The 23,177-nt window shown below is 65.7% G+C and carries 21 protein-coding genes; 6 read left to right on the forward strand and 15 right to left on the reverse strand.

From position 1 onward, the window contains the following. Window positions 1-30 precede the first annotated feature (30 nt). The 5 genes from P0X85_RS06565 to P0X85_RS06585 form a co-directional block, all read right to left on the reverse strand. The gene (locus tag P0X85_RS06565) at window positions 31-1,812 is read right to left on the reverse strand and encodes a peptidoglycan D,D-transpeptidase FtsI family protein (protein WP_275810371.1); all 1,782 of its coding nucleotides are present in this window, start codon (window positions 1,810-1,812) and stop codon (window positions 31-33) included. Next, window positions 1,809-2,159: a cell division protein FtsL gene (gene ftsL, locus P0X85_RS06570; protein ID WP_275810374.1), complete on the reverse strand. Its 351-nt coding sequence runs from the start codon at window positions 2,157-2,159 to the stop codon at window positions 1,809-1,811. The genes P0X85_RS06565 and ftsL overlap by 4 nt, the downstream gene beginning before the upstream one ends. Next, entirely contained in the window at window positions 2,156-3,154 is a 999-nt protein-coding gene (rsmH, locus tag P0X85_RS06575; RefSeq protein WP_275810377.1) for a 16S rRNA (cytosine(1402)-N(4))-methyltransferase RsmH, read from the reverse strand. Before rsmH ends, ftsL begins: the two co-directional genes overlap by 4 nt. 3 nt (window positions 3,155-3,157) lie before the next feature. Then, a complete protein-coding gene (mraZ, locus tag P0X85_RS06580; protein WP_420851794.1) occupies window positions 3,158-3,622 on the reverse strand; it encodes a division/cell wall cluster transcriptional repressor MraZ in 465 nt (154 codons plus the stop codon). Between the two features lie 734 nt (window positions 3,623-4,356). Further along, on the reverse strand, window positions 4,357-5,418 hold the full coding sequence (locus tag P0X85_RS06585) for an Mrp/NBP35 family ATP-binding protein (RefSeq protein ID WP_275810383.1): 1,062 nt from the start codon (window positions 5,416-5,418) through the stop codon (window positions 4,357-4,359). A 340-nt stretch (window positions 5,419-5,758) separates the two neighbouring features. Between P0X85_RS06585 and P0X85_RS06590 the strand changes: the two genes are divergently transcribed. The 4 genes from P0X85_RS06590 (at window position 5,759) to P0X85_RS06605 (ending at window position 9,506) form a co-directional block, all read left to right on the forward strand. Beyond that, a complete protein-coding gene (locus P0X85_RS06590) occupies window positions 5,759-5,962 on the forward strand; it encodes a DUF1127 domain-containing protein (RefSeq protein WP_275810386.1) in 204 nt (67 codons plus the stop codon). A 565-nt stretch (window positions 5,963-6,527) separates the two neighbouring features. Then, window positions 6,528-7,325 (forward strand): 23S rRNA (adenine(2030)-N(6))-methyltransferase RlmJ, encoded by a 798-nt coding sequence (gene rlmJ, locus P0X85_RS06595; protein ID WP_275810389.1) that lies wholly within the window; start codon window positions 6,528-6,530, stop codon window positions 7,323-7,325. A 156-nt stretch (window positions 7,326-7,481) separates the two neighbouring features. Continuing rightward, window positions 7,482-8,585 (forward strand): acyltransferase family protein, encoded by a 1,104-nt coding sequence (locus P0X85_RS06600; protein ID WP_275810392.1) that lies wholly within the window; start codon window positions 7,482-7,484, stop codon window positions 8,583-8,585. Between the two features lie 3 nt (window positions 8,586-8,588). Continuing rightward, window positions 8,589-9,506: a hypothetical protein gene (locus P0X85_RS06605; protein ID WP_275810395.1), complete on the forward strand. Its 918-nt coding sequence runs from the start codon at window positions 8,589-8,591 to the stop codon at window positions 9,504-9,506. Between the two features lie 16 nt (window positions 9,507-9,522). Here P0X85_RS06605 and P0X85_RS06610 read toward each other — a convergent pair whose 3' ends face one another. The 9 genes from P0X85_RS06610 to P0X85_RS06650 all read right to left on the reverse strand — a co-directional run bounded on the left by P0X85_RS06610 (window position 9,523) and on the right by P0X85_RS06650 (window position 19,339). After that, window positions 9,523-11,865, reverse strand: a complete 2,343-nt coding sequence (locus P0X85_RS06610; RefSeq protein WP_420851795.1) for an ATP-dependent helicase — start codon at window positions 11,863-11,865, stop codon at window positions 9,523-9,525. A gap of 231 nt (window positions 11,866-12,096) precedes the next feature. After that, complete coding sequence (gene folE2, locus P0X85_RS06615) at window positions 12,097-13,194, reverse strand: GTP cyclohydrolase FolE2 (protein ID WP_275810398.1); 1,098 nt, start codon at window positions 13,192-13,194, stop codon at window positions 12,097-12,099. A gap of 104 nt (window positions 13,195-13,298) precedes the next feature. Further along, on the reverse strand, window positions 13,299-14,477 hold the full coding sequence (gene metZ / locus P0X85_RS06620) for an O-succinylhomoserine sulfhydrylase (protein WP_275810401.1): 1,179 nt from the start codon (window positions 14,475-14,477) through the stop codon (window positions 13,299-13,301). A gap of 97 nt (window positions 14,478-14,574) precedes the next feature. Then, entirely contained in the window at window positions 14,575-15,348 is a 774-nt protein-coding gene (locus tag P0X85_RS06625; RefSeq protein WP_275810404.1) for a hypothetical protein, read from the reverse strand. Then, window positions 15,329-15,967, reverse strand: coding sequence for an inner membrane-spanning protein YciB (locus P0X85_RS06630; protein WP_275810664.1), 639 nt, complete (start codon window positions 15,965-15,967; stop codon window positions 15,329-15,331). Before P0X85_RS06630 ends, P0X85_RS06625 begins: the two co-directional genes overlap by 20 nt. A 58-nt stretch (window positions 15,968-16,025) precedes the next feature. After that, window positions 16,026-16,925 carry an EamA family transporter gene (locus P0X85_RS06635; protein WP_275810407.1) on the reverse strand — a complete coding sequence of 300 codons (900 nt, stop codon included), beginning with the start codon at window positions 16,923-16,925 and terminating at the stop codon, window positions 16,026-16,028. A 27-nt stretch (window positions 16,926-16,952) separates the two neighbouring features. Continuing rightward, window positions 16,953-17,375 (reverse strand): hypothetical protein, encoded by a 423-nt coding sequence (locus P0X85_RS06640; protein ID WP_275810410.1) that lies wholly within the window; start codon window positions 17,373-17,375, stop codon window positions 16,953-16,955. 3 nt (window positions 17,376-17,378) lie between these two features. Next, window positions 17,379-18,623: a signal recognition particle-docking protein FtsY gene (gene ftsY / locus P0X85_RS06645; RefSeq protein WP_275810413.1), complete on the reverse strand. Its 1,245-nt coding sequence runs from the start codon at window positions 18,621-18,623 to the stop codon at window positions 17,379-17,381. A gap of 56 nt (window positions 18,624-18,679) precedes the next feature. Beyond that, window positions 18,680-19,339: a lysoplasmalogenase gene (locus P0X85_RS06650; protein ID WP_275810416.1), complete on the reverse strand. Its 660-nt coding sequence runs from the start codon at window positions 19,337-19,339 to the stop codon at window positions 18,680-18,682. A gap of 96 nt (window positions 19,340-19,435) precedes the next feature. On the opposite strand from P0X85_RS06650, the gene P0X85_RS06655 reads away from it, so the two are divergent. After that, window positions 19,436-21,061: an alkane 1-monooxygenase gene (locus tag P0X85_RS06655; RefSeq protein WP_338030517.1), complete on the forward strand. Its 1,626-nt coding sequence runs from the start codon at window positions 19,436-19,438 to the stop codon at window positions 21,059-21,061. 53 nt (window positions 21,062-21,114) lie between these two features. Then, a complete protein-coding gene (locus tag P0X85_RS06660) occupies window positions 21,115-21,549 on the forward strand; it encodes a hypothetical protein (RefSeq protein WP_275810419.1) in 435 nt (144 codons plus the stop codon). A gap of 71 nt (window positions 21,550-21,620) precedes the next feature. On the opposite strand, the gene xseA is transcribed toward P0X85_RS06660, so the two are convergent. Beyond that, entirely contained in the window at window positions 21,621-23,171 is a 1,551-nt protein-coding gene (gene xseA, locus P0X85_RS06665) for an exodeoxyribonuclease VII large subunit (RefSeq protein WP_275810422.1), read from the reverse strand. Between the last annotated feature and the right edge of the window lie 6 nt (window positions 23,172-23,177).

The following is a 23,177-nucleotide window of genomic DNA, read 5'->3' on the forward strand; positions in this document are numbered from 1 at the left end:
GCAAGGGCGCGCGCAGGCAGGCCCGCGCGGTCAGTTGCGCACGAGCGTGATGCCTTCGAGCTCATCCGGCCCTTCGGTCGGTCGCAGCCCCATCAGGGGTGCCACCCGGCGGATCACCTCGGCGGCCACCGGAACGGCAGTCCAACCGGCGGTGCGACGCGGCTCTTTGCCGGAATTCTCGCTCGGCTCGTCAAGGGTCAGCACCAGCACGTATTTCGGATCGGTGACCGGGAAGACCGAGGCAAAGGTCGCCATGACCTTGTCGTCATAGTAGCCGCCGGTGGGCTTCGCCTTGTCGGCGGAGCCGGTCTTGCCCGCGACCTGATAGCCCGCGACCTCGCCAAACGAGGCGGTGCCGCGCGTCACGACGGCGCGCATCATCGCCAGCGACCGGCGCGCGACGGCTTCGGACATGACCTGCTCACCTTCGGGGTGGCTCTCGGCGTGAAGGATCGTCGGCGTCACCCGCTTCCCGCCATTCGCAATCGTCGCATAGGCGGCGGCGAGGTGCATCGGTGAGGCCGACAGCCCGTGCCCATAGCCAATGGTCATCGAGGAAATCTCGGTCCATTTCGGCGGCAACAGCGGACGGCCCGTCCCCGCCTCGACAACCTCGACAGGGGTCGTCTGCAAGAAGCCCAGACGGTCGAGGAACTCCTTCTGACGCTCCGCCCCGATCATCTGCACGATCCGCGCGGTGCCCACGTTAGAGGATTTGACGATCACGTCGGTGACCGACAACTCTTTGCCGTAGTTATGAAAATCACGAATACGGTGCTTGCCGTAGCGCATCGGAGAACGCGAGTCGACCATGGTCGAGGGGTTCACGAGACCAAGCTCCATCGCCTGTGCCACCGCGAAAATCTTGAAGGTCGAGCCAAGCTCGTAGACGCCCTGCACCGCACGGTTAAACAGCGGGCTGTCGGACGCATCGCCCTCGGTCAGCGCATGCGGACGGTCGTTCGGGTCGAAATCGGGCAGGCTCGCCATGGCGAGAACCTCGCCGGTCTCGACCTCCATCAGAATGGCTGCGGCACCCTTGGCATTCATCAGCTTCATGCCGCCCGCCAGCACCTCTTCGACCACCGATTGCAGCGTGAGGTCGATCGAAAGTTGCAGCGGCGCGCCCTCGTTCGCGGGATCGCGGAGCCAGTCGTCGCTGAATTTCTCGATCCCGGCCACGCCGATAATCTCGGCCGAACTGACCCCCTCCGCCCCGTAGCGCGCGCCGCCAAGGATATGCGAGGCCAGCGCGCCGTTCGGATAGAGACGCATCTCGCGCGGGCCGAACAGCAGCCCCGGATCGCCGATATCATGCACGGCCTGCATCTGCTCGGGCGAGATGCGCTTTTTCAGCCAGACGAATTTGCGCGCGCCGGTGAAATCGCGCACCAGCCGCTCGCGGTCGAGATCGGGGAAGATGCTGACCAGCTTTTCGGCGGTGCCGACCGGATCGACCATAATCGGCGGCTGCGCGTAGAGCGCGTGGGTCACGAGGTTGGTCGCCAGAACCCGGCCCCGGCGGTCCACGATATCGGCGCGCTGCGCGAGGATCGCGGCTTCGGATTCGGCCAGTTGCGGCTCTTCGACCGGGGCAGCGGCCATCGCGCCCATGCGCAAACCGACGGTCATGAAGGCCAACAGGAACAGGCCCGCCATAAGCAGCAGGCGCGTTTCGGCGCGGGCACGCTCGCGGTCGCGGTTGGCCTCACCACGCAGACGGATATTCTCGCGTTCGATGGCGTCGGGGTTCTGTCCGGTCGCGCGGGCTTTCAGGATATGGGCCAGCGGGCGCAGCGGGGTGCGGATCATTCTGCGGCCTCCTCAAGCTCGGTGGCGATGACGTCGATGGGCTCCGAGAGGAGCGGTTCGGGCATCGGATAGGCGACCTGTGCCACCGCGCCGAATTGCTCGGGGGCGAGCGGCAGGAGCGGCACCGAGGCGAAGTTGAGGTTCACCAGTTCCCGCAGACGGTCAGGACGGTTCAGATAGGCCCATTCCGCGCGCAGAACGCCCAGCCCTTCGCGCAGGCTTGCGATTTCGCGTTGCAACTCGCGCATCTCGCTCTGGCGGTCCTGGGTCTCGTAATTCACGCGATAGGCCCAGAAGATCAGCCCCATCACGCAGAGCGCGGTGGCAAGATAGATCAGGCTTCTCATCGACGTCTCCGTTGGGCTGAAATGGCGCCGGGGACCGGGGCGGGCAGGCCAAGGGCGCTGCGGTCGGCCTGTCCGGCGGGGGTTGCGGTACGAGTGGCGACGCGCAGTTTGGCCGAGCGTGCGCGCGGGTTTTCCTCGAGTTCCTCGGCATCCGGACCGATGGCTTTGGACACCTCGACAAAAGCGGGGTCGGCGGCATGCTGAGCAGGCGCATAGCGCGAGCCGCCGCCCCCCGTCGAGCTGCGCGCCGCCAAGAAGCGTTTGACCACGCGGTCTTCGAGCGAGTGGAAGGTCACGACCGCCAGCTTCCCACCGGGTTTGAGCGCGCGCTCGGCGGCCTCAAGCCCCTCGATGAGCTGGCCGAACTCGTCATTGACCGCGATCCGGATCGCCTGGAACGACCGGGTCGCGGGATGGCTTTGACCGGGCTTCGGGCGCGGCAGGCAGCGCTCGATCACATGGACGAGCTGCTGCGTTGTTTCAAAGGCGTGCGCCTTGCGCGCGTCAACGATGGCGCGGGCGATGCGGCGCGAGGCGCGCTCTTCGCCGTAGTGATACAGAATGTCGGCCAGCGTCGTCTCGTCGTCTTCGTTGACGATGTCCGCCGCCGAACGCCCCTCTTGCGACATGCGCATGTCGAGCGGCCCGTCACGCAGGAAGGAAAAGCCGCGCTCGGCCTGATCGAGCTGCATCGAAGACACGCCGAGATCGAGCACGACCCCATCGAGCAGGTCGGCTGAATAGGTGTCGAGTTCGGAGAAGGTGCCTTCGACCAGCTCCAGCCGGTCGCCATATTGGTCACGCCACGAAGCCGCCATCTCGAAGACCATCGGATCGCGGTCGACACCGATCACTTTGTCGGCGCCCGCCTCCAGAAGTCCGCGCGTATAGCCGCCCGCCCCGAAGGTGCCATCAAGCCATAGGCCAGAGACAGGCGCGACCGCTTTCAGAAGCGGTCGCAGAAGAACGGGGATATGGGGGGCGGCAGCGCTCATGATCTACCTCGGCAAGGGCGGCAGATTGACGAGCGGGTCGTAATTGCGCGGCCGGGTCTGGCTGCGCTCGGCATTGCGGGCGGCCTGTTCGGCCTCATAGGCCTCGGGGTCCCAGATCTTGAAGCTGGTCCCTGCCGAGACGAAGAACGCCTCTTTCGACAGGCCGATCTTCTCGCGCAGCTTTTGCGGCAGGACGAGGCGACCGTCATCGTCGATCTGCGCCTCATGCGACTGCCCATACATCAATTCTTCGATTTCCTCGCGCTCGACCGAGCCGCGCTGCATCAGGTCGATCTGCTCGTCGATCTCGGCGATGGCTTCCATCGTGTAGACCTCGAGCCAGTTCTGCTCGGGACCGCCATAGACGATGACGATATTGGCGCGGGAGCCGGTGGACCAGTCGGGATCGCAGGCTTCAATGACACGGCGAAATGAGGCGGGGATGGAAACGCGACCTTTCGCGTCCACCTTGAATGTCTCCGAACCTCTGAACCGGCGTGCCAAACGCGCGATCTCCTGTCCCAATCATCCCCACCCGTGGCCGAATAGGAAAACGGCGGATCGGGCTGCTGCCACTGCCCAATCCGCCGCCCTCGTCCCATCTCTGGGTATGTCCGACTGCGCGCGCCACCTGGGGGGATGTCTGCTCGCTCGCGCGCCGGATCTCTCTTTTCAGAAGCGAAGGTCTGTATGAAACCTGCTCTTTTCGCCGTGAGGTCTTGGTGCCTCTTGGAAGTTTTTTATTTCCGCTTCCGATGCACAAGGGATGCCATGGGATTTCACGGGAAGCAATAGGAATTTCACCCACCAATCGGGAATATCTGGTGCGAAGAGGTCAGATGAAACAACATATTGGGCCAAAATCACACACAGATTAACCACAAATAGTGCCACACATCATCGTCACATCTAGATGTAGGCACTCCAGTGCCATCCCACGCTTTCCCATTTTCAGACGATTTTTTTGCCAAAAGGCGGCGATTTCACCCCGCAATGCGCGAAATCACTCGGAAACACGGCGCGTCACGGCCCGGTGATTCGTCGTGAGGGCCGCGCGGGAAGCACTTTTCCCGCGAATTCCCATGAGACCCGTCGGCACCCACGATTCAGCGCCATGAATTCCCGTCACCCACCCACAAGAAGCAAAAAAGGGCGGCGCCGCTCCGGCACCGCCCTTCGTCTTCAGAATGATCTCTGGCGCGTCAGACTACGCCCGCACCGATCAGCTTGGCCGCGATAGCCGCATAGGCCTCGGCCGCGGCCCCACCCTGCGCCGCCGCTGGCGTGCCCGCATCGCCCGCGAGCCGCACATCGAGATCGAGAGGCAACTCGCCCAGATAGGGCAGGTTCAGCCGTTCAGCCTCGGCCCCGACCCCGCCATGACCAAAGAGATGCGCCTCATGGCCGCAATTCGGACAGGTATAGGTCGACATGTTCTCGATCAGCCCCATCACCGGCGTGCCCAGCCGGCGGAACATATCGAGCGCCTTCTTGGCGTCGAGCAGCGCCACGTCCTGGGGCGTCGAGACGATGATCGCGCCATCGAGTTTGGTTTTCTGACAGAGCGAAAGCTGAATGTCGCCCGTGCCCGGCGGCAGGTCGATCACCAGCACGTCGAGCGGCCCGTAATGGTCCCAGGCCACCTGCCCCAGCATCTGTTGCAGCGCCCCCATCAGCATCGGCCCGCGCCAGATGACCGCTTCATCCTCCTTGAGCATAAGGCCGATCGACATCAGCGTGACGCCATGCGCCTGAAGCGGGATGATCGTCTTGCCATCGGGCGAGGCCGGGCGCTTGTTCACCCCCATCATGCGCGGCTGCGACGGGCCATAGATATCCGCGTCAAGCAGCCCGACCTTCTTGCCCGCCCGCGCGAGCGCGACGGCGAGGTTGGAGCTGACCGTCGATTTGCCGACGCCGCCCTTGCCGGACCCGACCGCGATGATCGTCTTGACGCCCGCCACCGGCAGCGGCCCGGCCTGCGGCGTCGGATGGCCGCCGATCTTGGGCCCGCCCATCCCTTGCGGCGGGCCGGAGGGCACCACGATGGTCACCGAACCGACACCCGGCACGGCGCGCACCGCCGCTTCGAGCGTGGGCTTGATCGCCGCAAGCGCCTCGGGCCCCGCGCCCTCCAGCACGAAGCGCACCACCCCCGCCTCGACCGCGAGCGCGCGGACGAAATCGCGACTCACCGGATCGCCGCCATCGGGGAATTTGACCTGCTTCAGAGCCTCCAGAACCTGCTCTTTTGTAACAGTCATGTGAAATCTCCGCGCTGTTCCGTGTCCGGGCCTGACTGTGACCAATTCCCCCCGGAGAACAAGGGGGGCGCGACAAAGTTATCCGCCGGACTCGATTTTTCCCAACGGGTCAAAGGCTTGCATGACGTGAACGTAAGGTCACCGCAGCGCGCGCAGGGCGCACCCGGAATTAGGTCAGCAACCGTTATGCATTTTCTGCATGGCGGCATTGAGCCTGCGACCCATTGTGCAGTTGCAGCATTGGAGCCATGTTAGCCCCAACAGCGCATCAAGCGCGATCAGTGACACGCCGCTCAAGGTCCTCCCCCCGAGGCGGCACATCGTTAGAAGGTTCAAGATTATGGCTCTCGTCCATGACACCCGCACCGCCGAGTTCGGCATCGCAAATCTCTTCGCCGGCATCGCCGACGCAATCGCCCGCCGCAAAGTCTATCGTCAGACCCTGCGCGAGCTGAACGCGCTCTCGACCCGCGAACTCGACGATCTGGGCATCCATCGTTCGATGGTGACCCGCGTGGCCTACGAAGCGGCCTACGGCAAATAAGATTACCCTTCCAGAGGCTCCTCCTCCTCCCTGAGCCTCGGAAATCGGCGACACCCTCCTCCTCCTCCCTGAGGGTGTCGCCACGAAATACCGGCCCCGGGATCGTGATGATCCATGCCGGATGTCCGATGCGACGGCCTCCTCCTCCTCCCTGAGGCCGACGTGATGAAGGCGGCGCCCTCCTCCTCCTCCCTGAGGGCGCCGCACTTCAGCCCGGACCAGCGCTCACGGGCCCCTGGCCCATGGTTACGAAAGGCCCCTCCTCCTCCCTGGGCCAATCGTTCCCGGCGGTGACCTCCTCCTCCTCCCTGAGGTCACCGCTACCTTCTTCCCCTGCCCCACCTCCTCCCGGGGCGCATAAAGGGGATCGCGGCGCCGCTTCATCCTCCTCCCGAGGTGGCGCCAGCACATACCGACGGCCTCCTCCTCCTCCCTGAGGCCCAAGGTTCTGAACGGCGGCGCCCCTCCTCCTCCCTGGGTGCCGCCGTTTTCAGTTCCAGAGCGCCCTTGCCATCGCCCCCCGGAACAGGGCATCACCGGGAACAGGCGCGAAAGGGACAAACCGATGCTCTCCTACCAGCACATCTATCACGCGGGGAATCTGGCGGACGTGCACAAGCACGCGCTGATGGCGGTGATGCTCGACTACCTGACGCGCAAGGACAAACCGCTCTCCTATATCGAGACCCATGCCGGGCGCGGGCTTTATCAGCTCGACGCGGCAGAGGCGCTCAAGACCGGCGAGGCGGCGCAGGGCATCGAGAAGGTGCGCGGGCTTGGCTGGTTCGCGCCCGACCACCCCTATATGCGCGCCCTCGACGCGGTGACCGCCGCGCATGGGCCGCGCGCCTATCCCGGCTCACCGCTGCTGGCCGCAAACCTGCTGCGCCCGGTGGATGCGATCCATCTGTGCGAATTGCACCCGCGCGAATTCGCGGCCCTGCGTGAGGCGATGGCCCCGCATGGGGGGATCTTCCACCAGAAGGACGGCTTGCAGATGGCGCTGGCTCTGGCGCCGCCCACGCCCCGGCGCGGCATCATGCTGATCGACCCCTCCTACGAGGTGAAATCCGACTATGAGGCCCTGCCGCGCCTGATCTCGCAGGTCGCGCGGAAATGGAATGTCGGGGTGATCGCGCTTTGGTATCCGATCCTCGCCGCCCATGTGCCGATCGCGCGCACGCAGGTGGCAATGGTGCGCGCCCTGCGCGAAATGCACCCCGATATCTTCATTCACGAGGTTCGCTTCCCGCCCGCCCGCGAGGGACACGGGATGGTGGGTTCGGGCATGGCGATCCTCAATGCGCCGTGGGGAATCGAGGGCGAGGCACAACGGCTGAGCAAGCTCTACGCCGCGCTCTGACCCCGACAGGGGCGGCGCGAATTCGGGATGCGCGCTGAAAATCCAAGCATCCATGGTGTTCATCCACAACCACAAGTTGTGATTTTCTTTCCGTAAGGTCAAATCACGCCGGTCTTGTGTAGGATGGTCCGGTTCGAGATCGAACGGAGGACGCCTGTGGCCCTGACGACCAGACAGACGACCGACCGACGCCCGACACCCGGGACGCGCCCCGAACTCTCCCCACCGCCGCGGGGGCGGGAGCGGATCGCATGGCTCGATGTTGCAAAAGGCGGGTCCATCCTCATGGTCGCCTTCTTTCACGCCTGCTGGTCGCTCGAACAGGCCGGGCTGAGTCATCCGCTTCTGGACCAGATCAACGCCGCCGGACGGCCGATCCGCATGCCGATGTTCTTTCTGATCTCGGGGATGTTTGCGGCGCGGCTGATGGCACGGGACTGGCGCACGGTGCTCTCGCGGCGCTGCGGAATGCTGGGGGCTCTTTTTGTGATCTGGACCGTCATCATCACCCTCTTCACCCATCTGAGCGGGCTGGAAGGCGGCGGGCTGTCGCGGGCGCTGAGCGAACTGGCGCGCGCGCTGTATGATCCCAGCACGGCACTGTGGTTTCTCTGGGCGCTGGTGATCTACACAGCGCTCACACGGGCGCTGTGGTCCGTGAGGCCGCTGGCGCTGGGGCTGGGTCTGCTCGCGTTTGTCTATGCGCGGGGACTCGATACCCCGCTGAGCTGGACCCAGATCAACCTGCTCTCCTATCTGGTCTTCTTCGTCGCGGGGGCGTGGTTTGGCCCGTGGATCGTGCGGCTGGTGACGGGACGCATGCCCTCGGCCCTGGCGATTGCCGCGCTGTTTCCGCTTTGGGCCTGGCTCTTGCAGGGCCAGACCGAGCAAAGCGTCGCACGCGCCGTCTTCGCGTTGCTTGGCTCTGTCAGCGGGGTGATGATCGGGCTTCTGGTGGCGCGCGCGATCAGCGCGGTGGCCCCGATGCGCGCACTCTTTGTCATGCTGGGGCGCAACACGCTGCCGATCTATGTGCTGCACCTGACAGCGGAACGGCTGATCGTGGCGGGGGTCGCGCCCAGCCTGTCGCCCGCGCTACCGGTTCTGGCCCCGGCGGCTATCATGCTCACCATCCTTGGCGTTGCGATCAGCCTTTGGCTGCATCGGTTGAGCCGCAACACCCGCGCCGCGTGGCTGTTCGCGCCCAGCCTGCCACAGCCGCGACCGTTGCTTGCGGGCCTCGGGCGCAAGGGGCCCTGAGCCATGTTCGACCGCCCGTTTCCCGAGATCCAGCCGATTCCGTTTCACGGGCGTGTGCTGTTCCATACCGGCCCGCACAAGACCGGCACCACCACGATTCAGGCGTTTCTGGCACGCAATCGCGGACGGTTGCTCGATCAGGGCGTGCTCTACCCCGAGGCCGGTCGGCTGCGGGGCCAGCGCCTCCTGAACCTGCACCATCCGCTCGTGGTCTCACTGGCAGAGGCCGATCCGATCACGTTTCAGCACCATGCCGAAGCCATGGCCCGGGAAATCGGACGCACCTATCCCGATACGGTTCTGATCTCGACCGAGGCGCTTGCGCGCGAGGTGCTGCCCGAAACGGTTTATCCCGCGCTGATCCGCCTCTTTGCCCATGCCAAGCGCGACTGGCTGCTGTATCTGCGCCGTCAGGACGACCTGCTGGTCTCACTCTATCAGGAGCGGGTGAAGCGCTGCCTGTCATCCTGGCCCGAACGGATCGAGGCCTGCGACCGACCGGAACTGCTCGACCATATGTTCCGTATCGAGCAACTGCGCGCGCGCGTGGGCGCAGACACGATCCTCGTGCGCTCCTTCGAGAAAGCCCGTCATCGGCTGATCGACGCGTTTCTGGAAGATGCCGGGATCGCACCGGACCTGCGCTTCGAGCAGGTCGCGTCGAGCAATGCCTCCCTGCCGCGCGCGACAGTTCAGGCGCTGCGCTATGCCAATGCCGCCCCCGGCCCGCTGCGGGATGCGGCGCGGTGGGTGACGTGGCGCGGCTTCGGGATGCTCCGGCGCAGCGGGGTTCGGCTGCGGCGCGGTTCGACGCTGCTCGACAGCGCCGCACGCGAGCGTATCCTCGCGCGCTACCGCGAGAGCAATCGCCAGATTGATGCGCTCTATTTCGACGAGGATGGCAGCGGGCTGCCGGTCTGAGCCTTAGAACGGCACGTCACCCGGCCTGATCGGCGGGCACGATGAAGCCGGCCTTCACATGCTTGGAGCCCGCCTTGTCGAACTCTACCACCAGCGTGTCGCCCTCGGCATCCATGACCTCGCCATAGCCGAATTTCTTGTGGAACACCCGTGCGCCAATCTCGAAAGCCGGGATCTCGGCGTCGATGATCTGGCCACCGCGCGGACGCGCGCCTGCGCTCGTGCCTCGCTCTTGCAGGCGCTTCCAACCCGGCGAGTTATAGACATCGGCCCGCGTCGCCCGCGCCTCGATGGCCGAGGAGTCGAACCCGGTCCGCGCCGCCGCCCCGTAGCCGCCGCCATAAAGTCCCGGCTGGGTCAGCACATCCACATGTTTCGCGGGCAGCTCATCAATGAAGCGTGAGGGCAATTGCGACTGCCACTGCCCATAGACCCGACGGTTGCCCGCAAAGGAAATCGTGCACAGTTCCTCGGCACGGGTGATGCCGACATAGGCCAGACGGCGTTCCTCCTCGAGGCCCTTCTGCCCGGTCTCGTCCATCGCGCGCTGGCTCGGGAACAGCCCATCCTCCCAGCCCGGCAGGAACACGGCCGGAAATTCCAGACCCTTGGCTGCGTGGAGCGTCATGATCGTGACCTTCTCCTCGGCCTCCTCGCTGTCATTGTCCATGATCAGCGCGACGTGCTCGAGGAAGCCTTGCAGGTTCTCGAATTGCTCCAGCGCCTTCACGAGTTCCTTGAGGTTTTCAAGCCGCCCCGGCGCTTCGGGCGTCTCGTCGTTCAGCCACATCTCCGTGTAGCCCGACTCTTCGAGGATCGTCTCGGCCAGACGGATGTGATCGGCCCCGTCCAGCACCTCGGCGTGCCAGCGGCCCAGCATCTCGGTCAACGCGCGCAGCTGCCCCAGCCCCTTGCCACCGATCAGCCCCTCGGCGACGACCGCCTTCGCGCCCATCACAAGGGACAGATCGCTCTCCCGCGCGCGGCGCTGGATCACCTGAATGGCCTTGTCGCCCAGCCCGCGTCGGGGCGTGTTCACGATCCGCTCAAAGGCCAGATCGTCATCGGGCGACACCGCCAGCCGGAAATAGGCCATCGCATCGCGGATCTCGAGCCGCTCATAGAAGCGCGGGCCACCGATCACGCGATAGGGCAGCCCGATGGTCAGGAAGCGATCCTCGAAGGCGCGCATCTGATGCGAAGCGCGCACGAGGATGGCCTGATCGTTGAGCCCGAACGGGTGCAGCCCGCGCGTGCCCCGTTGCAGAGCCTCGATCTCTTCCCCGATCCAGCGCGCCTCTTCCTCGCCATCCCAATGGCCGATCAGCCGAACCTTCTCGCCGCCCTTGGCCTCGGTCCACAGGGTCTTGCCCAAGCGGTCGGAATTCTCGGCGATGACCCGCGAGGCGGCGGCGAGGATATGCTCGGTCGAGCGGTAATTCTGTTCGAGCCGGATCACCTCGGCGCCCGGAAAATCCTTTTCGAAGCGCAGGATGTTGCCAACCTCGGCGCCACGCCAGCCATAGATCGACTGGTCGTCATCGCCCACACAACAGATATTCTTGTGGGTCTGCGCGAGCAGCCGCAGCCAGAGATATTGCGCGACGTTGGTGTCCTGATACTCGTCCACGAGGATATACCGGAACCAGCGCTGATACTGTTGCAGAACATCCGGATGGGCCTGAAAAATCGTGACCATATGCAACAGCAGGTCACCGAAATCGACCGCGTTGAGCGTGCGCAGACGCTCCTGATAGGCGGCGTAAAGCTCTGACCCGCGATTGTTGAAGGCTGCGGTCTCGGTGCCGCGCACCCGGTCGGGCGTCAGCGCGCGGTTCTTCCAGCCGTCGATGACCCCGGCCAATTGCCGCGCGGGCCAGCGCTTTTCATCCATATTGGCCGCGATAATCACCTGCTTGAGCAGCCGGATCTGATCGTCCGTATCGAGAATGGTGAAGTTCGACTTGAGGCCCACCAGTTCCGCATGGCGGCGCAGGAGCTTCACGCAGACCGAGTGAAAGGTGCCGAGCCACGGCATCCCCTCGATCGCGCCGCCCAAAAGGCTACCCACCCGCTGCTTCATCTCGCGTGCGGCCTTGTTGGTGAAGGTCACGGCGAGGATCTCGTTGGGGCGTGCGCGTCCGGTGCGGATCAGATGCGCGATCCGGCAGGTCAGCGCCTTTGTCTTGCCGGTGCCGGCCCCCGCCAGCATCAAAACCGGCCCGTCCAGCGCCTCGACCGCTGCGCGCTGCGCAGGGTTCAGCCCTTCGAGGTAAGGCTCACCCCCCCGCGCGCCCATCATCGCGCGCGCCGAGAGACTCATCCCCTCGAAATCGTCGTCTTCATCCAACAGGTCCATCCCGCCAATCTAACCGCGCAGACCGACAAGGCCAAGGCCAATGTTTCCGTATTGTTCGCGCCACTTCGCAAAGCCCGGCGCAAAAGGCGGTGCTGCCCCTCTGCGCGCACGCCCACTCATCCCCGGACCATTTCCGGCTTGGTGAAAGCGACAGGCTTTCCAATCGCTTCAAATATCCTCGGGGGTGAATTTGCCGAAGGCAAAGAGGGGGCGGACAGCCCCCTGCCCCGTTCAGCCGTGATGGATGAGGGACGCGAAAAGCCGCGGGTCGAGGCTGGCGGAGGCGAAGGTCTCGCCCTCGGTGAGAACCGCCACCGCGTCGTGGCTGTGCAGGCTTTCCTGATGGCTTGCGACCACGCGGAAGTCGCCCACGCGCGGATCGGCCAGTAGCCCGGCCGCGAAAGCGCGCACCGCGTCTTCGACGAAGATCGGGTTGGCGGCGTTCAGTTCGGCGAAGGCCTGCTCGTCCTCACGTTTGACCATGACCTGCGTTTCGGTCGGCACCGCGCGGCGGGCAATCTCGATCAGGTCCTCGAACCACAGACATTGGCCATCGCAATCCGACACCACCGAAATCCGCGCGACCGAGCGTTGCGAATGAGGGGTCGCCAACTGGCTCCGCGTCTGGCGCGCGTGCTCGGACAGTTCGAGCGAGCACGGGCAGGTCGAGGAGTAAACGTAGTCGAGATGGGTGATCTTCTTGCGCTCGCCGCTGACATCCACCTGTTCGAGCGCGATATCGTAATATTGCCAGCCCGAGAGGCCCGAGCGCAGCGACGCAACACGCATCGGGAAGGAAAAGCGCATCTGAAGGCGGGCGTCGAAGCTCTCGAGGTGATCCTTGTAGTCATCGACCGCGTGGCGCATCACCTCGGAGGAGAAATCCCTCTCGGCATGGGCGTAGAAGCTGCGCATGATGCGGCTCATGTTGATGCCCTTTTTCTCGGCCTCAAGGCTCACCGTGCCGGTGACCGAGGTTTCGAGCGTGATCTCGCCGCCGTCTTTCAGCCGGTAGCGGATCGGGAGGCGGAAATTCGAGATACCGACATGCTCGATCCGGGTTTTGGCACCCACGATCAGCGAGGCGGGGCCGTTTTGCAGATCGGGCAGCGAGGCCTTGTAGGCCGGATCGACGGAGAAAGCCGGATCGTATTCGCGTTTCAGATCGGGATAGTTCCCGACAGCGCGCCCCGGAAGCAGGCGCGCAATCGCCGGGTCGAGCGCCGCGATTTCCACCGGGTCCGCGGTCTCGGCCCAGGCGCGCAACGTTTCAAGCGCATCCTTGGCTTCCGCCAGATCGGGCGCATCAATCTTGTCGATACGGTTCATCGCTCTCCCTCCGCTCTCACCGCGTCCAAGACATATGTGTCGCGCGCGAAAAATGTCCAAGGGAAAGCGACGCTGTTTTTCCAGCCTGCGACCTTGCGTCCGGATCAGGCCGCGTCGAGCGCCGCACGCACGTCCGCGACGAGGTCGGCGCCGTCTTCGATCCCGAGCGACATCCGCACCATCCCGTCGGTAATCCCGATCAGGGCGCGCTCCTCCTGCGAGAGGTTCTTATGCGTCGTCGTCGCCGGGTGGGTGGCAATGGATTTCGCGTCGCCGAGGTTGTTCGAGATCGACACGATCCGGAGCGCGTTGAGGAAGCGGAAGGCCGCCTCCTTGCCGCCCTTCAGGTCGAAGGCGACCATGGTGCCGCCCGCGCCCATCTGCTCGATGGCCAGCGCGTGCTGCGGGTGATCCATCAGGCCCGGATAGATCGTCCTGGCGAGCTTGGGATGCCCCGCCACGGCCGAGGCCACCGTCGCCGCATTCGCCGCTTGCGCGCGCACCCGAAGGTCGAGCGTTTGCAGCCCGTTGAGCATCACCCATGCGTGGAACGGGCTCATCGCGCCACCGGTATGCTTCACGAACATCTCCAGCGGCCCGCGGATATACGCGCGGCTGCCGCACACCACGCCGCCGAGCACCCGCCCGCCGCCGTCGATATGCTTGGTCGTCGAGTAGCAGACAATGTCCACGCCCAGTTCCACCGCCCGCGAGAAGATCGGCGAGGCGAAGGCATTATCCACCACAACCAGCGCACCGCCCGCATGGGCGATGTCGGAGACGCTCTTCATGTCGATGACTTCAAGGCCGGGGTTCGAGACGCTCTCGAAGAAGCAGACCTTGGTATTGGGGCGCATCGCGGCGCGCCACGCGTCCAGATCGGTGCCGTCGATCAGCGTCACCTCGACCCCGAAACCGCCGAGGATCTTGAGCACATGCAGGCAGGAGCCGAACATCTGGCGCGCGGCGACGATGTGGTCGCCCGATTTCACGAGGCAGCTCAACGCGCCGTTGATCGCGGCCATGCCCGAGGCACAGGCGAAAGCGTCCTCGGTGCCCTCGATCGCGGCCATGCGATCTTCGAACATACGCGTGGTCGGGTTGCCGTAGCGGGCATAGATGAACTCATCCGGGCCGGTCTCGACGAAGCGGGCTTCGGCGGCCTCGGCGGAGGGGTAGATAAAGCCCTGCGTCAGGAAGAGCGCCTCGGCCAGCTCGCCGTATTGCGAGCGGCGGATGCCTTCGTGAACGAGTTTGGTGCGCTTGTTCCAATCCTTCGACATCGGATCGTCCTCTTGAATGGGTCGCGCCCGGCCCTAGCGCCCGGCATGGGGTGCGTCAACCTGTCTCGCCTGAATCGGGACAATTTCGCTGCCGAATTCAAGGCTGGGAATATGTGCCCTCAGTGCTGGCAAGGCTGGCGTCGGGTGGCAGGATACGGGCGCGAAAGTCACCGCCCGCGCGGCGCATCGCGCGGGAAAGCGCCCGGCGGTCGCGGGTGATCGCAGCTTCGATCAGGGGGCCAAGCTGGCCGCTGGCCTTGAGGTGCTGACCCAGATCAGAGTGGCTTTGCGCGGGAAACAGGAAATGGTCCACACCTGCGGGTGTCGCAAAAGCGCGGGCATGGGCGAGGTCGTCGCGCAGACCGTGGAGAAGCGTCACCTGCGGCCCCTGCCCCGCGCGCGGCAAGGGGGCGACCGGGAAGGCCAGCGGGCGCGGCACCCGCTTCGTCCAATAGCGCCAGCGGGTCTCGGGGCCGATATGGCGCCGCAGAATCGAATATTGCGCCGAGATCGCAACGATCGCGTGCAGGTCGAGGATGCGACCGGCGGCCAGCGCACAAAAGGCGCCCATCGAAAAGCCGATCGCGGTCACGCATTCGACGGGCTGGCGTTTGTGGATCTCGGCCATGGCGGCTTGCAGGGCCTCCGGAAACTCGGGCGCATTGCCCCAGCTGCGGGAGATGTCAGAGACAAACAGCGCGGGCCGTCCGGCTGCCCCAATCGCGGAGCCCACGAGTTCGGGCGGTGGCATCTCGGCCCGGCGCCGCCCGATGGAGGAGAACGAGATCACCAGATCGGAACCTGTGCCGGGCGCGAACAGCACCCGGATCGGCCCTGCCTCGATCAGCGTTTCAAAGGCCGCCCTTGTCACCCTTGTCCTCGCCGTCCTTGTCGGCGCCGTAGCGGGCGATCAGCCCCGATTGCGTCATGAAGAACGCGATCAGTAGCGCGGTGAGGCCGAAGGTCTTGAAGTTCACCCAGGCCTGATCCGACATGGTGCGCCAGACCAACTCATTGGCGACCGCGAGGCCAAGGAACATCAGCACGAGCCGCTTGGTCAGGATCATCCAGCCCTCATGCGTCATCGGCAGGGCTTCATCCATCACCAGTTGCAACCAAGGCTTGCCGCGCCACAGGCCAAAGCCCAGAAGCGCCGCGAAGAGCAGGTAGATCAGCGTGGGCTTCATCTTGAAGAAGCGCGGATCGTTCAGCCAGACCGACAGCCCGCCAAACACCGTGACAAGGACCAGCGTCGCGATCTGCATCGGCGCAAGGCGTCCGGTCAGCCGCCACAGGATCAGCGTCGAGACCGCGATCAGCGGGATGAAGAGCGCGGTGGCCACGACAAAGCCGGAATAGTCGCGCCCGAGGATGGTATAGGTGCCATCCTTGAGCAGCATGAAGGCGGCGAAGAAGATGATGAGCGGGCCGAAATCGAGGGCGAATTTGAGCCCTTTGGAGATCGTGGCCGGGCCTTCGCCGCCGGGCATATGGCTCTCGGGGGCGGTCGGCATGAGATGCGGTTTCTTGTGATCGTCTGTCATGTCCCTACCCTGCCATTTCCACGATCACGGCGCCAGCCGCGATCAATGCCATCAGCGCCGTGCGGCGCGGCCCGACCTTTTCGCCCAGCACGAGCCAACCGATCAGCGCGGCGAAAACGGTCGAGGTTTCGCGCAGGACCGCCGCCTCACCGACATTGTCGAGCCGCGTGGCGAGCATGATCGAGCCAAAGGAGAAATAGGCCACGAACGCACCGATGACACCGCGCCGCAGAAGCGGGACGAATTCCGAACTCGGCAAAGCGCGCCAGCGCCGGAAGGTCACCAGCGGCATGAAAATGCCGTCGATGAAGAAGAACCATGCGAGGAAGGTGAACGGGTCGGCGGTCGCCCGGATGCCATAGGCATCATAGGTCGTGTAGGCGGCGACGAAGAGCCCGGTCAGCACCGCAAAGCCCAGCGCCGGGACCATCGTGTCGCGCGCCACGGTCACCGTGCGCAGGTTGTAGAGCGCAAGGCCGTAAATCCCTGCCAGCAGCACCGCCACACCAGCCCATTGGCCGACAGTGAAATGCTCGTTGAAGATCAGCCCCGCGCCAATGACCGCGAACAACGGCCCCGTGCCGCGCACCACCGGATAGACCACCGTATAAGCCCCGCGCGTATAGGTCATCGCCTGCGCCAGCTTGTAGAGCACGTGGATCACGAAAGCGCCCGCGAAGATCGGCCACATATGCGGCTCGGGCCACGGCACCACGAACAGTGCGAAGGGCATCGCGATGATCCCGTAGCTCGCATCAATGGCCGCACGCGAGAGCCACGGATCGTGCCGCCCCTTTTGCAGCGCGCCAAAGAGCGCATGCAGGAAGGCCGCCAGCAGCGCGAGGCCAAGCGCGACCTGATGCCCCGCCTCCGTGCCTTCCAGCGCCGTCAGATAGCCGCTCATCCGCCTACTCCTACCGCGCGCCGCACGTCAACACAGGATCGGCTCGTCCTCACCGATCCATCCCAGCGGGATCAGCCGCCCCGAGCTTGTCGCCACCGGCCCGTAGCTCGGGTCCAGAGCGCCGATCTCGACCAGCGTGTCCTCGAAACTCTCGATCACGAAATCCGACCGGTAGCCGGGCCGAAGCGCAAGCTGCACGATCCGCGCGATCATATCGCCGCTTTCGGGATCGACGACGATCATGCCAGAGCCGACCAGCTTGTCTCCGTCCAGCAAGAGCAGATGCGCATGCAGCGCGCAATCCTCACCCCAATCCTCGAACAGTTCATCGGGGTTGAGGCTGAACTCGCGCACGAAGTCGTGCAGCGCGATGACGCCGGACGGATCGGCAGGCGTGGCGAACGGAAAGCCGCCCTCGGGCGGACGGGTGTAGTCGATGATACGCAGCATGGATCAGTCCCCGGCTCCGACCAGAGCCTTTGCGAAGTCCTCGGGATCGAAGGGCGCCAGATCGTCGATCTGCTCGCCCACGCCGATGGCATGGATCGGCAAGCCGAACTTGTCCGCCAGCGCAACCAGAACGCCGCCCTTGGCGGTGCCGTCGAGCTTGGTCATAACAAGCCCCGACACGTCAGATATCTTGCGGAAAATCTCGACCTGGCTGAGCGCGTTCTGCCCGGTGGTCGCGTCGAGCACCAGAAGGGTATTATGCGGCGCGCTCGGGTCTTTCTTGCGGATCACGCGGACGATTTTCGCAAGTTCCTCCATCAGGTCCGCGCGGTTTTGCAGCCGCCCGGCGGTGTCGATCATCAGAAGATCGGCGCCATCTGCCTCGGCGCGGGTCATGGCGTCGAAGGCCAGCGAGGCCGGGTCGGAGCCTTCGGGCGCGGTCAGCACCGGCACGCCCGCGCGCGTCCCCCAGACCTGAAGCTGTTCGACGGCGGCGGCGCGGAACGTGTCGCCCGCCGCAATCACCACGGTCTTGCCCGCCGCCTTGAACTGCGAGGCGAGCTTGCCGATCGTCGTGGTCTTGCCCGAGCCGTTCACGCCCACGACCAGCACCACCTGCGGTTTCTTGGGATACAGCGGCATCGGCTTTGCCACCGGCTCCATGATGCGGGCGATTTCGGTGGCAAGCAGCGATTTGAGTTCCGGCACCGAAAGTTTGCGCCCCATGCGCCCTTCGGCGAGGTTGGCCGACACCCGGAGCGCGGTATCGACGCCCATGTCAGACGCGATCAGCAGCTCTTCGAGGCTTTCGAGCATCTCGTCGTCGAGTACCCGGCGCGGCGCGGCGGGGGCGGCGCTCTTGCCCATCAGACGGCCCAGAAGCCCCGGCTTTTTCACCGGCTCGACCGTAGGCTCCGAGAGCGGCGGGGTGAGATCGGGCTTCGGCATCGGCGCGGGCGGCGCCACTGGCGCGGGTTCCGGCTCCGGCACGGGTTCCGGCTCGGGCGTCAGGTCCGGCGCAGGTGCCGGGATCGGTTCCGGCTCGGGCGCGGGGATCGGCTCAGGCTCCGGTTCCGGGGTCGGTTCCGGGGCCGGCTCTGGCGCAGACGTAACCTCAGGTTCCGGCTCGGGCAGCGTTTCCGCGACATCGTCTTCGGCAGGCGCCTCGGCCACGATCGCATCCAGACCCTCCTCGAGCTTCGAGGAAGACCGGGTAAGCCGGGATTTCAGCTTTTTGAAAAACGACATGGCGGGCCCTTCGTGGTTTCCCCTCACCTAATCAATCGCGGCGCACGATGGAAGGGCTATCCGCCCATCGCCGCCAGCCCGCCGAGCAGGATCAGCGCCTGCCCGCCCCAATAGAGCGCCCAGAGCAGATATTTGAGCGCGCGGCGCAGCGCTCCGTCCGCAAGGCAGAACATCTCGATCGAGAGCAGCAGATCGGAGGTCAGAAACGCCATCGCACCGAGGATCAGCAACCCATGCCGCGCGGGCAGGGCCAGCGCCGCAAGCGCCATCATCAGGATTATGACGACATAGCCCCGCACCGGCCAGCGCAAAGCGCCCGTTCGTGGCGCGAGCGAGATTTCCGTCGAGGCCCCCAGCACCAGCAACGCCAGCGCCGGCACCAGCGGCGGCGGAAAACTTCCCAAGGGGATCAGGCCCGCGACATAGACCAGATGGCCCAGCGCAAACGCCCCCATCCCCGCCAGAAAGGCGCGTTCGGTCGGACGGGACAGGCACCAATCCCCCAACGCTCCGAGCGCCAGCCCTGCCACCAGCCAGAGCGGCCCTCCCGCAGCCAGCGCCGTCAGCGCCAGCAAGGCGACCGAGGCGGTCTTGACCGCCGACTTGGCCGCGCTGGCCGGGGCATCGGCATAGATCACCCCCTGCCAGAGCGCGAACACCATGGCCATGCAGAGAAACACAAGCGCGACGGGCGAGAGGGAAAGCAGGTCGATCATCGCGCCACAACAGCGAAAAATTGTCGCGACTGCAAGGCTTGGCCCTGTTTTCGTTAAATTCCCTTCTATGCTACGCCGCACGCAGTGAGGTGTGTCATGTTTCGAGCGATAGATACCGACAAGGTCAAGGCGGCCGCAGAGGGCAAGCCCAAAGGGGCGGCAAAGCTCCCCGGCCTGCCCCCCATGGAGCCAGAGGCCCCGCCCCCCGACAAGACGCCCGAGACCACGCCTGCGCGCCGCCTGCGCTTGCGGCTGCGCAAGACCGAGAAGCCCGCGCGTGGCACGCGCCCTGGCGGTTCGCAGGACCGCGCGCAGACCGTCAACGCCCCGGCGGGGGAACCGCCAGCCGAGGACCGGGCAGACACGGAACCGGTGCGCACGCCGGACGAAGCGATTGCCGCGCTCATGGCCATGCAGGAGGTGCCGGAGACCGGCGAGGCGCGGACCCGCGCGCGCCATCCGCGCGCCGATGCACCATCCACAGAGATTCCGCCCCGCCCCACCGGCAAGGCCGCGCGGTTCCAGCCATGGCCTCGTCCCGCCCCACGCTGGACCGCCTTCGTCCCCGAGCCGATCCGCTCGGTTCTAACGCTCCCGCGTGAGATCCCCGAGGTGGACACCTTCGCGCTCGTGGTGCTGTCGCCCCTGCCCTTCCTGTTGCTCGGTGCGCTCTTCGGCGGCGTGGCGGCGGCAATCGGGCTGGTCTGGATCACGCTGTTCATCTTTTTCTTCGACGTGATCTTGCGCCGCGCCGCGCCGGATGCGCCCGAAGGGTCCGAATTCCCGGCCGCCAATCTGCTTTCTCAAGTGCTGGCGGGCGCGCATTTCGTGCTGCTGTTCACCGGCATATGGGCGCTTTCAGGCGGCACCGGGCTTGGCCTCGGCAGTTGGGTGATGGTGTTCCTTGGGTTGGGGCTGTTCTTCGGGCAGGTCTCGAATTCCAACGCCCATGAAATGATCCACCGCTCGGATCGCAAGATGTTTCTGCTGGGCAAATGGGTCTACACATCTTTGCTGTTCGGGCATCACACCTCGGCGCATCGCCATGTGCATCACCGTTTCGTCGCAACGCCGGGCGATCCGAATTCGGCGGAGCTGGGCGAAGGGTTCTGGGCTTTCGCCCCGCGCGCCTGGATCGGCTCTTTCGTTTCGGGCTACGAAATGGAGCGCAACCTGCGCCAGAAGCAGATTCAGGCCGCCGCCGAGGCCGAAGCCCCGCTGGAGCGCGCCCGGCTTTGGCTGCGCGCCCAGCGCCCCTATGCCGATTATCTGCTCGGCGGGGTGGGCTTTGTTCTGCTGGTCTGGGCGCTCTTTGGCTTTGGCGGCCTTGTCGGTTACCTGCTGCTCTGTGCCTATGCGCAATTGCAGCTTTTGCTGTCGGATTACGTGCAGCATTACGGCCTGCGCCGCCGTCAGACAGATATCGACAAGTTCGAGCCTGTCGGACCTCAGCATAGCTGGGACGCGCCGCATCCGGTCAGCGCGCTCTGGATGCTCAATGCCCCGCGCCATTCGGACCATCACGCCCATCCCGGCCGCCCCTATCCGGCGCTGCAACTGGGCGATCTGAGTGTGGCCGACCGGCCCGTCCTGCCGCAGTCGCTGCCCGCGATGGCGGTGCTTGCGCTGATCCCGCCGATCTGGCGACGGGTGATGGACAAGCGGGTGGCGGCGATGATCGCGGCGCGGCAGACGCCCGTCCCCGCGACAAGCCGCAGCTGATCACACGAAGGTGGGTTTCGCGCACGGAACTGGCGTGGCAATCTGCGGCCATGATGACCCTGCTGTCCCGCGCCAGTGTCGCGCTGATCGCCCTTGCCGCCCTGCCAGCCCTCGCACAGGAGGCCCCGCCGCCCGCCCCAGACACCGGGCCGCCGCTGAGCGCCGAGGCGTTCGATGCGCGCACCGTCGGGCGCACCATCACCTATTCCTCGGCCGGTCTGCCCTATGGCGTGGAGCAATATCTGCCGGGGCGGCGGGTGCTGTGGGCCTTTGCCGAGGGGGAGTGCAAGGAAGGCACTTGGTTTCAGGCCGAGGAGCTGATCTGCTTCGATTACGAGGACGAGAACGGGTTGCAGTGCTGGACCTTTTTCGACACGCCGGACGGGCTGATCGCGCGTTTTGAGGGGCGCACCGATCAGGCGCCGCTGGTCTCACTGACCGAGTCGCCCGAGCCGCTGGCCTGTCAGGGACCAGAGGTCGGCGTCTGAGAGCGCGAGGGGCGCTGCCCCTCTGGGTCTTGTGGCCCCTTCACCCCGGAGCATCTCGGGTTTGATGAATGCTAAAAGAGGCTGCCCTGTTCTGGGGGCGGCGTCTTCTTGCGTGGCTTCGTATTCGGGGTGGCGCTCGGAGCCGCGCTGGCTGGCGCGGCAGACGGGGGCGCGGCTGGGGCGGACTCTGGACGCACCGCGACGCGGCCGTCGTGGAACTGAATTTCGAGCGCGGCTTGGCCTGCCGCGACCTCGGCCGAGGTCACCAGCGCCTCGGCGCCGCGCACCACCGCATAGCCGCGCTTGAGTGTCTCGGTATAGCCCAAGGTCTGCCGCATCCGGTCGAGCCGGTCGAGCCTGTCTTCAAGCGCCTTGAGCCGTTGGCGCGGCGCATGATCCAAGCGATCCGACAGCCCGGCAAGCCGGTCGCGCCCCTGCGCATTCTGGCGTTGGGCGTCGGTCCGGGCCCGCAGCAGCGCGGGTCCGAGGCGTCCGGCGAGATCGGTCAGGCGTTTATGTTCCCCCGCCATGAACCCGGTCAGGATGCGCGGCCCCATAAGCGCCGAGAGCGGGGCGAAGGCCTCGCGTTTGCGCCCCGTTACGGCACGCAGCGCCGGCGCAAGCCGGTCCGACCACAGATCGAACCGCTGCCGCGCGGGTTGCAGGAGCGTTTCCGGGCGGCCCAGCGCGCGGGACAAATCCGCATGGCGCTGTCGGCGCTGGTCGAGGCGCGTCCGGGTGGCGCGGGCCGCGCGCAGCTCGGCCTCGGAGAGCCATGCGAGCAGGTCCGCGCGCACCGGGACGGCCATTTCAGCGGCGGCGGTCGGCGTGGGCGCCCGGCGGTCCGACACAAAGTCGATCAGCGTCGTGTCGGTTTCGTGTCCCACCGCCGAAATCAACGGAATCCGGCTTTCGGCGGCCGCGCGCGCGACGATCTCCTCATTGAAGCCCCAGAGGTCCTCGATAGAGCCGCCGCCCCGCGCGACGATCAAAAGGTCCGGGCGCGGGATCGGGCCGCCCTCGGGCAGGGCGTTGAAGCCACGGATCGCGTTAGCGACCTCGGGGGCGCAGGCCTGCCCCTGCACCGCCACCGGCCAGATCAGCACGCGGCGCGGGAAGCGGTCGCGCAGGCGGTGCAGGATGTCGCGGATCACCGCACCCGATGGTGAGGTCACCACCCCGATGACGTCCGGCAACCACGGGATCGGCTGCTTGCGCGCCGGATCGAAGAGACCCTCGGCGGCGAGCATCTTCTTGCGCGCCTCGAGCATCGCCATCAGCGCGCCCGCCCCCGCAGGTTCGACGCTATCCACGATCAGCTGATATTTCGATTGGCCCGGAAAGGTCGTGAGCTTGCCGGTCGCGATCACCTCCATCCCCTCCTCGGGGCGGACCTGCATCTTCGAGACCTGCCCCTTCCACGACACGGCGGCAATGACCGCGCGGTCGTCCTTGAGGTCGAAATACATGTGTCCCGAACTGGGCCGCGAGACCCGCCCCACCTCGCCACGCACGCGGACACGGCCGAACTCACCCTCGATCACGCGTTTCACCGCGCCCGAGATTTCCGAGACCGTGTAATCATGGGCGTTGTCGCCGGGGCTGTCTTCGAGAAGGTCCATCGCTTT

It is taken from the genome of Pseudothioclava nitratireducens, assembly GCF_029210495.1.
GTDB lineage: Bacteria > Pseudomonadota > Alphaproteobacteria > Rhodobacterales > Rhodobacteraceae > Pseudothioclava > Pseudothioclava nitratireducens.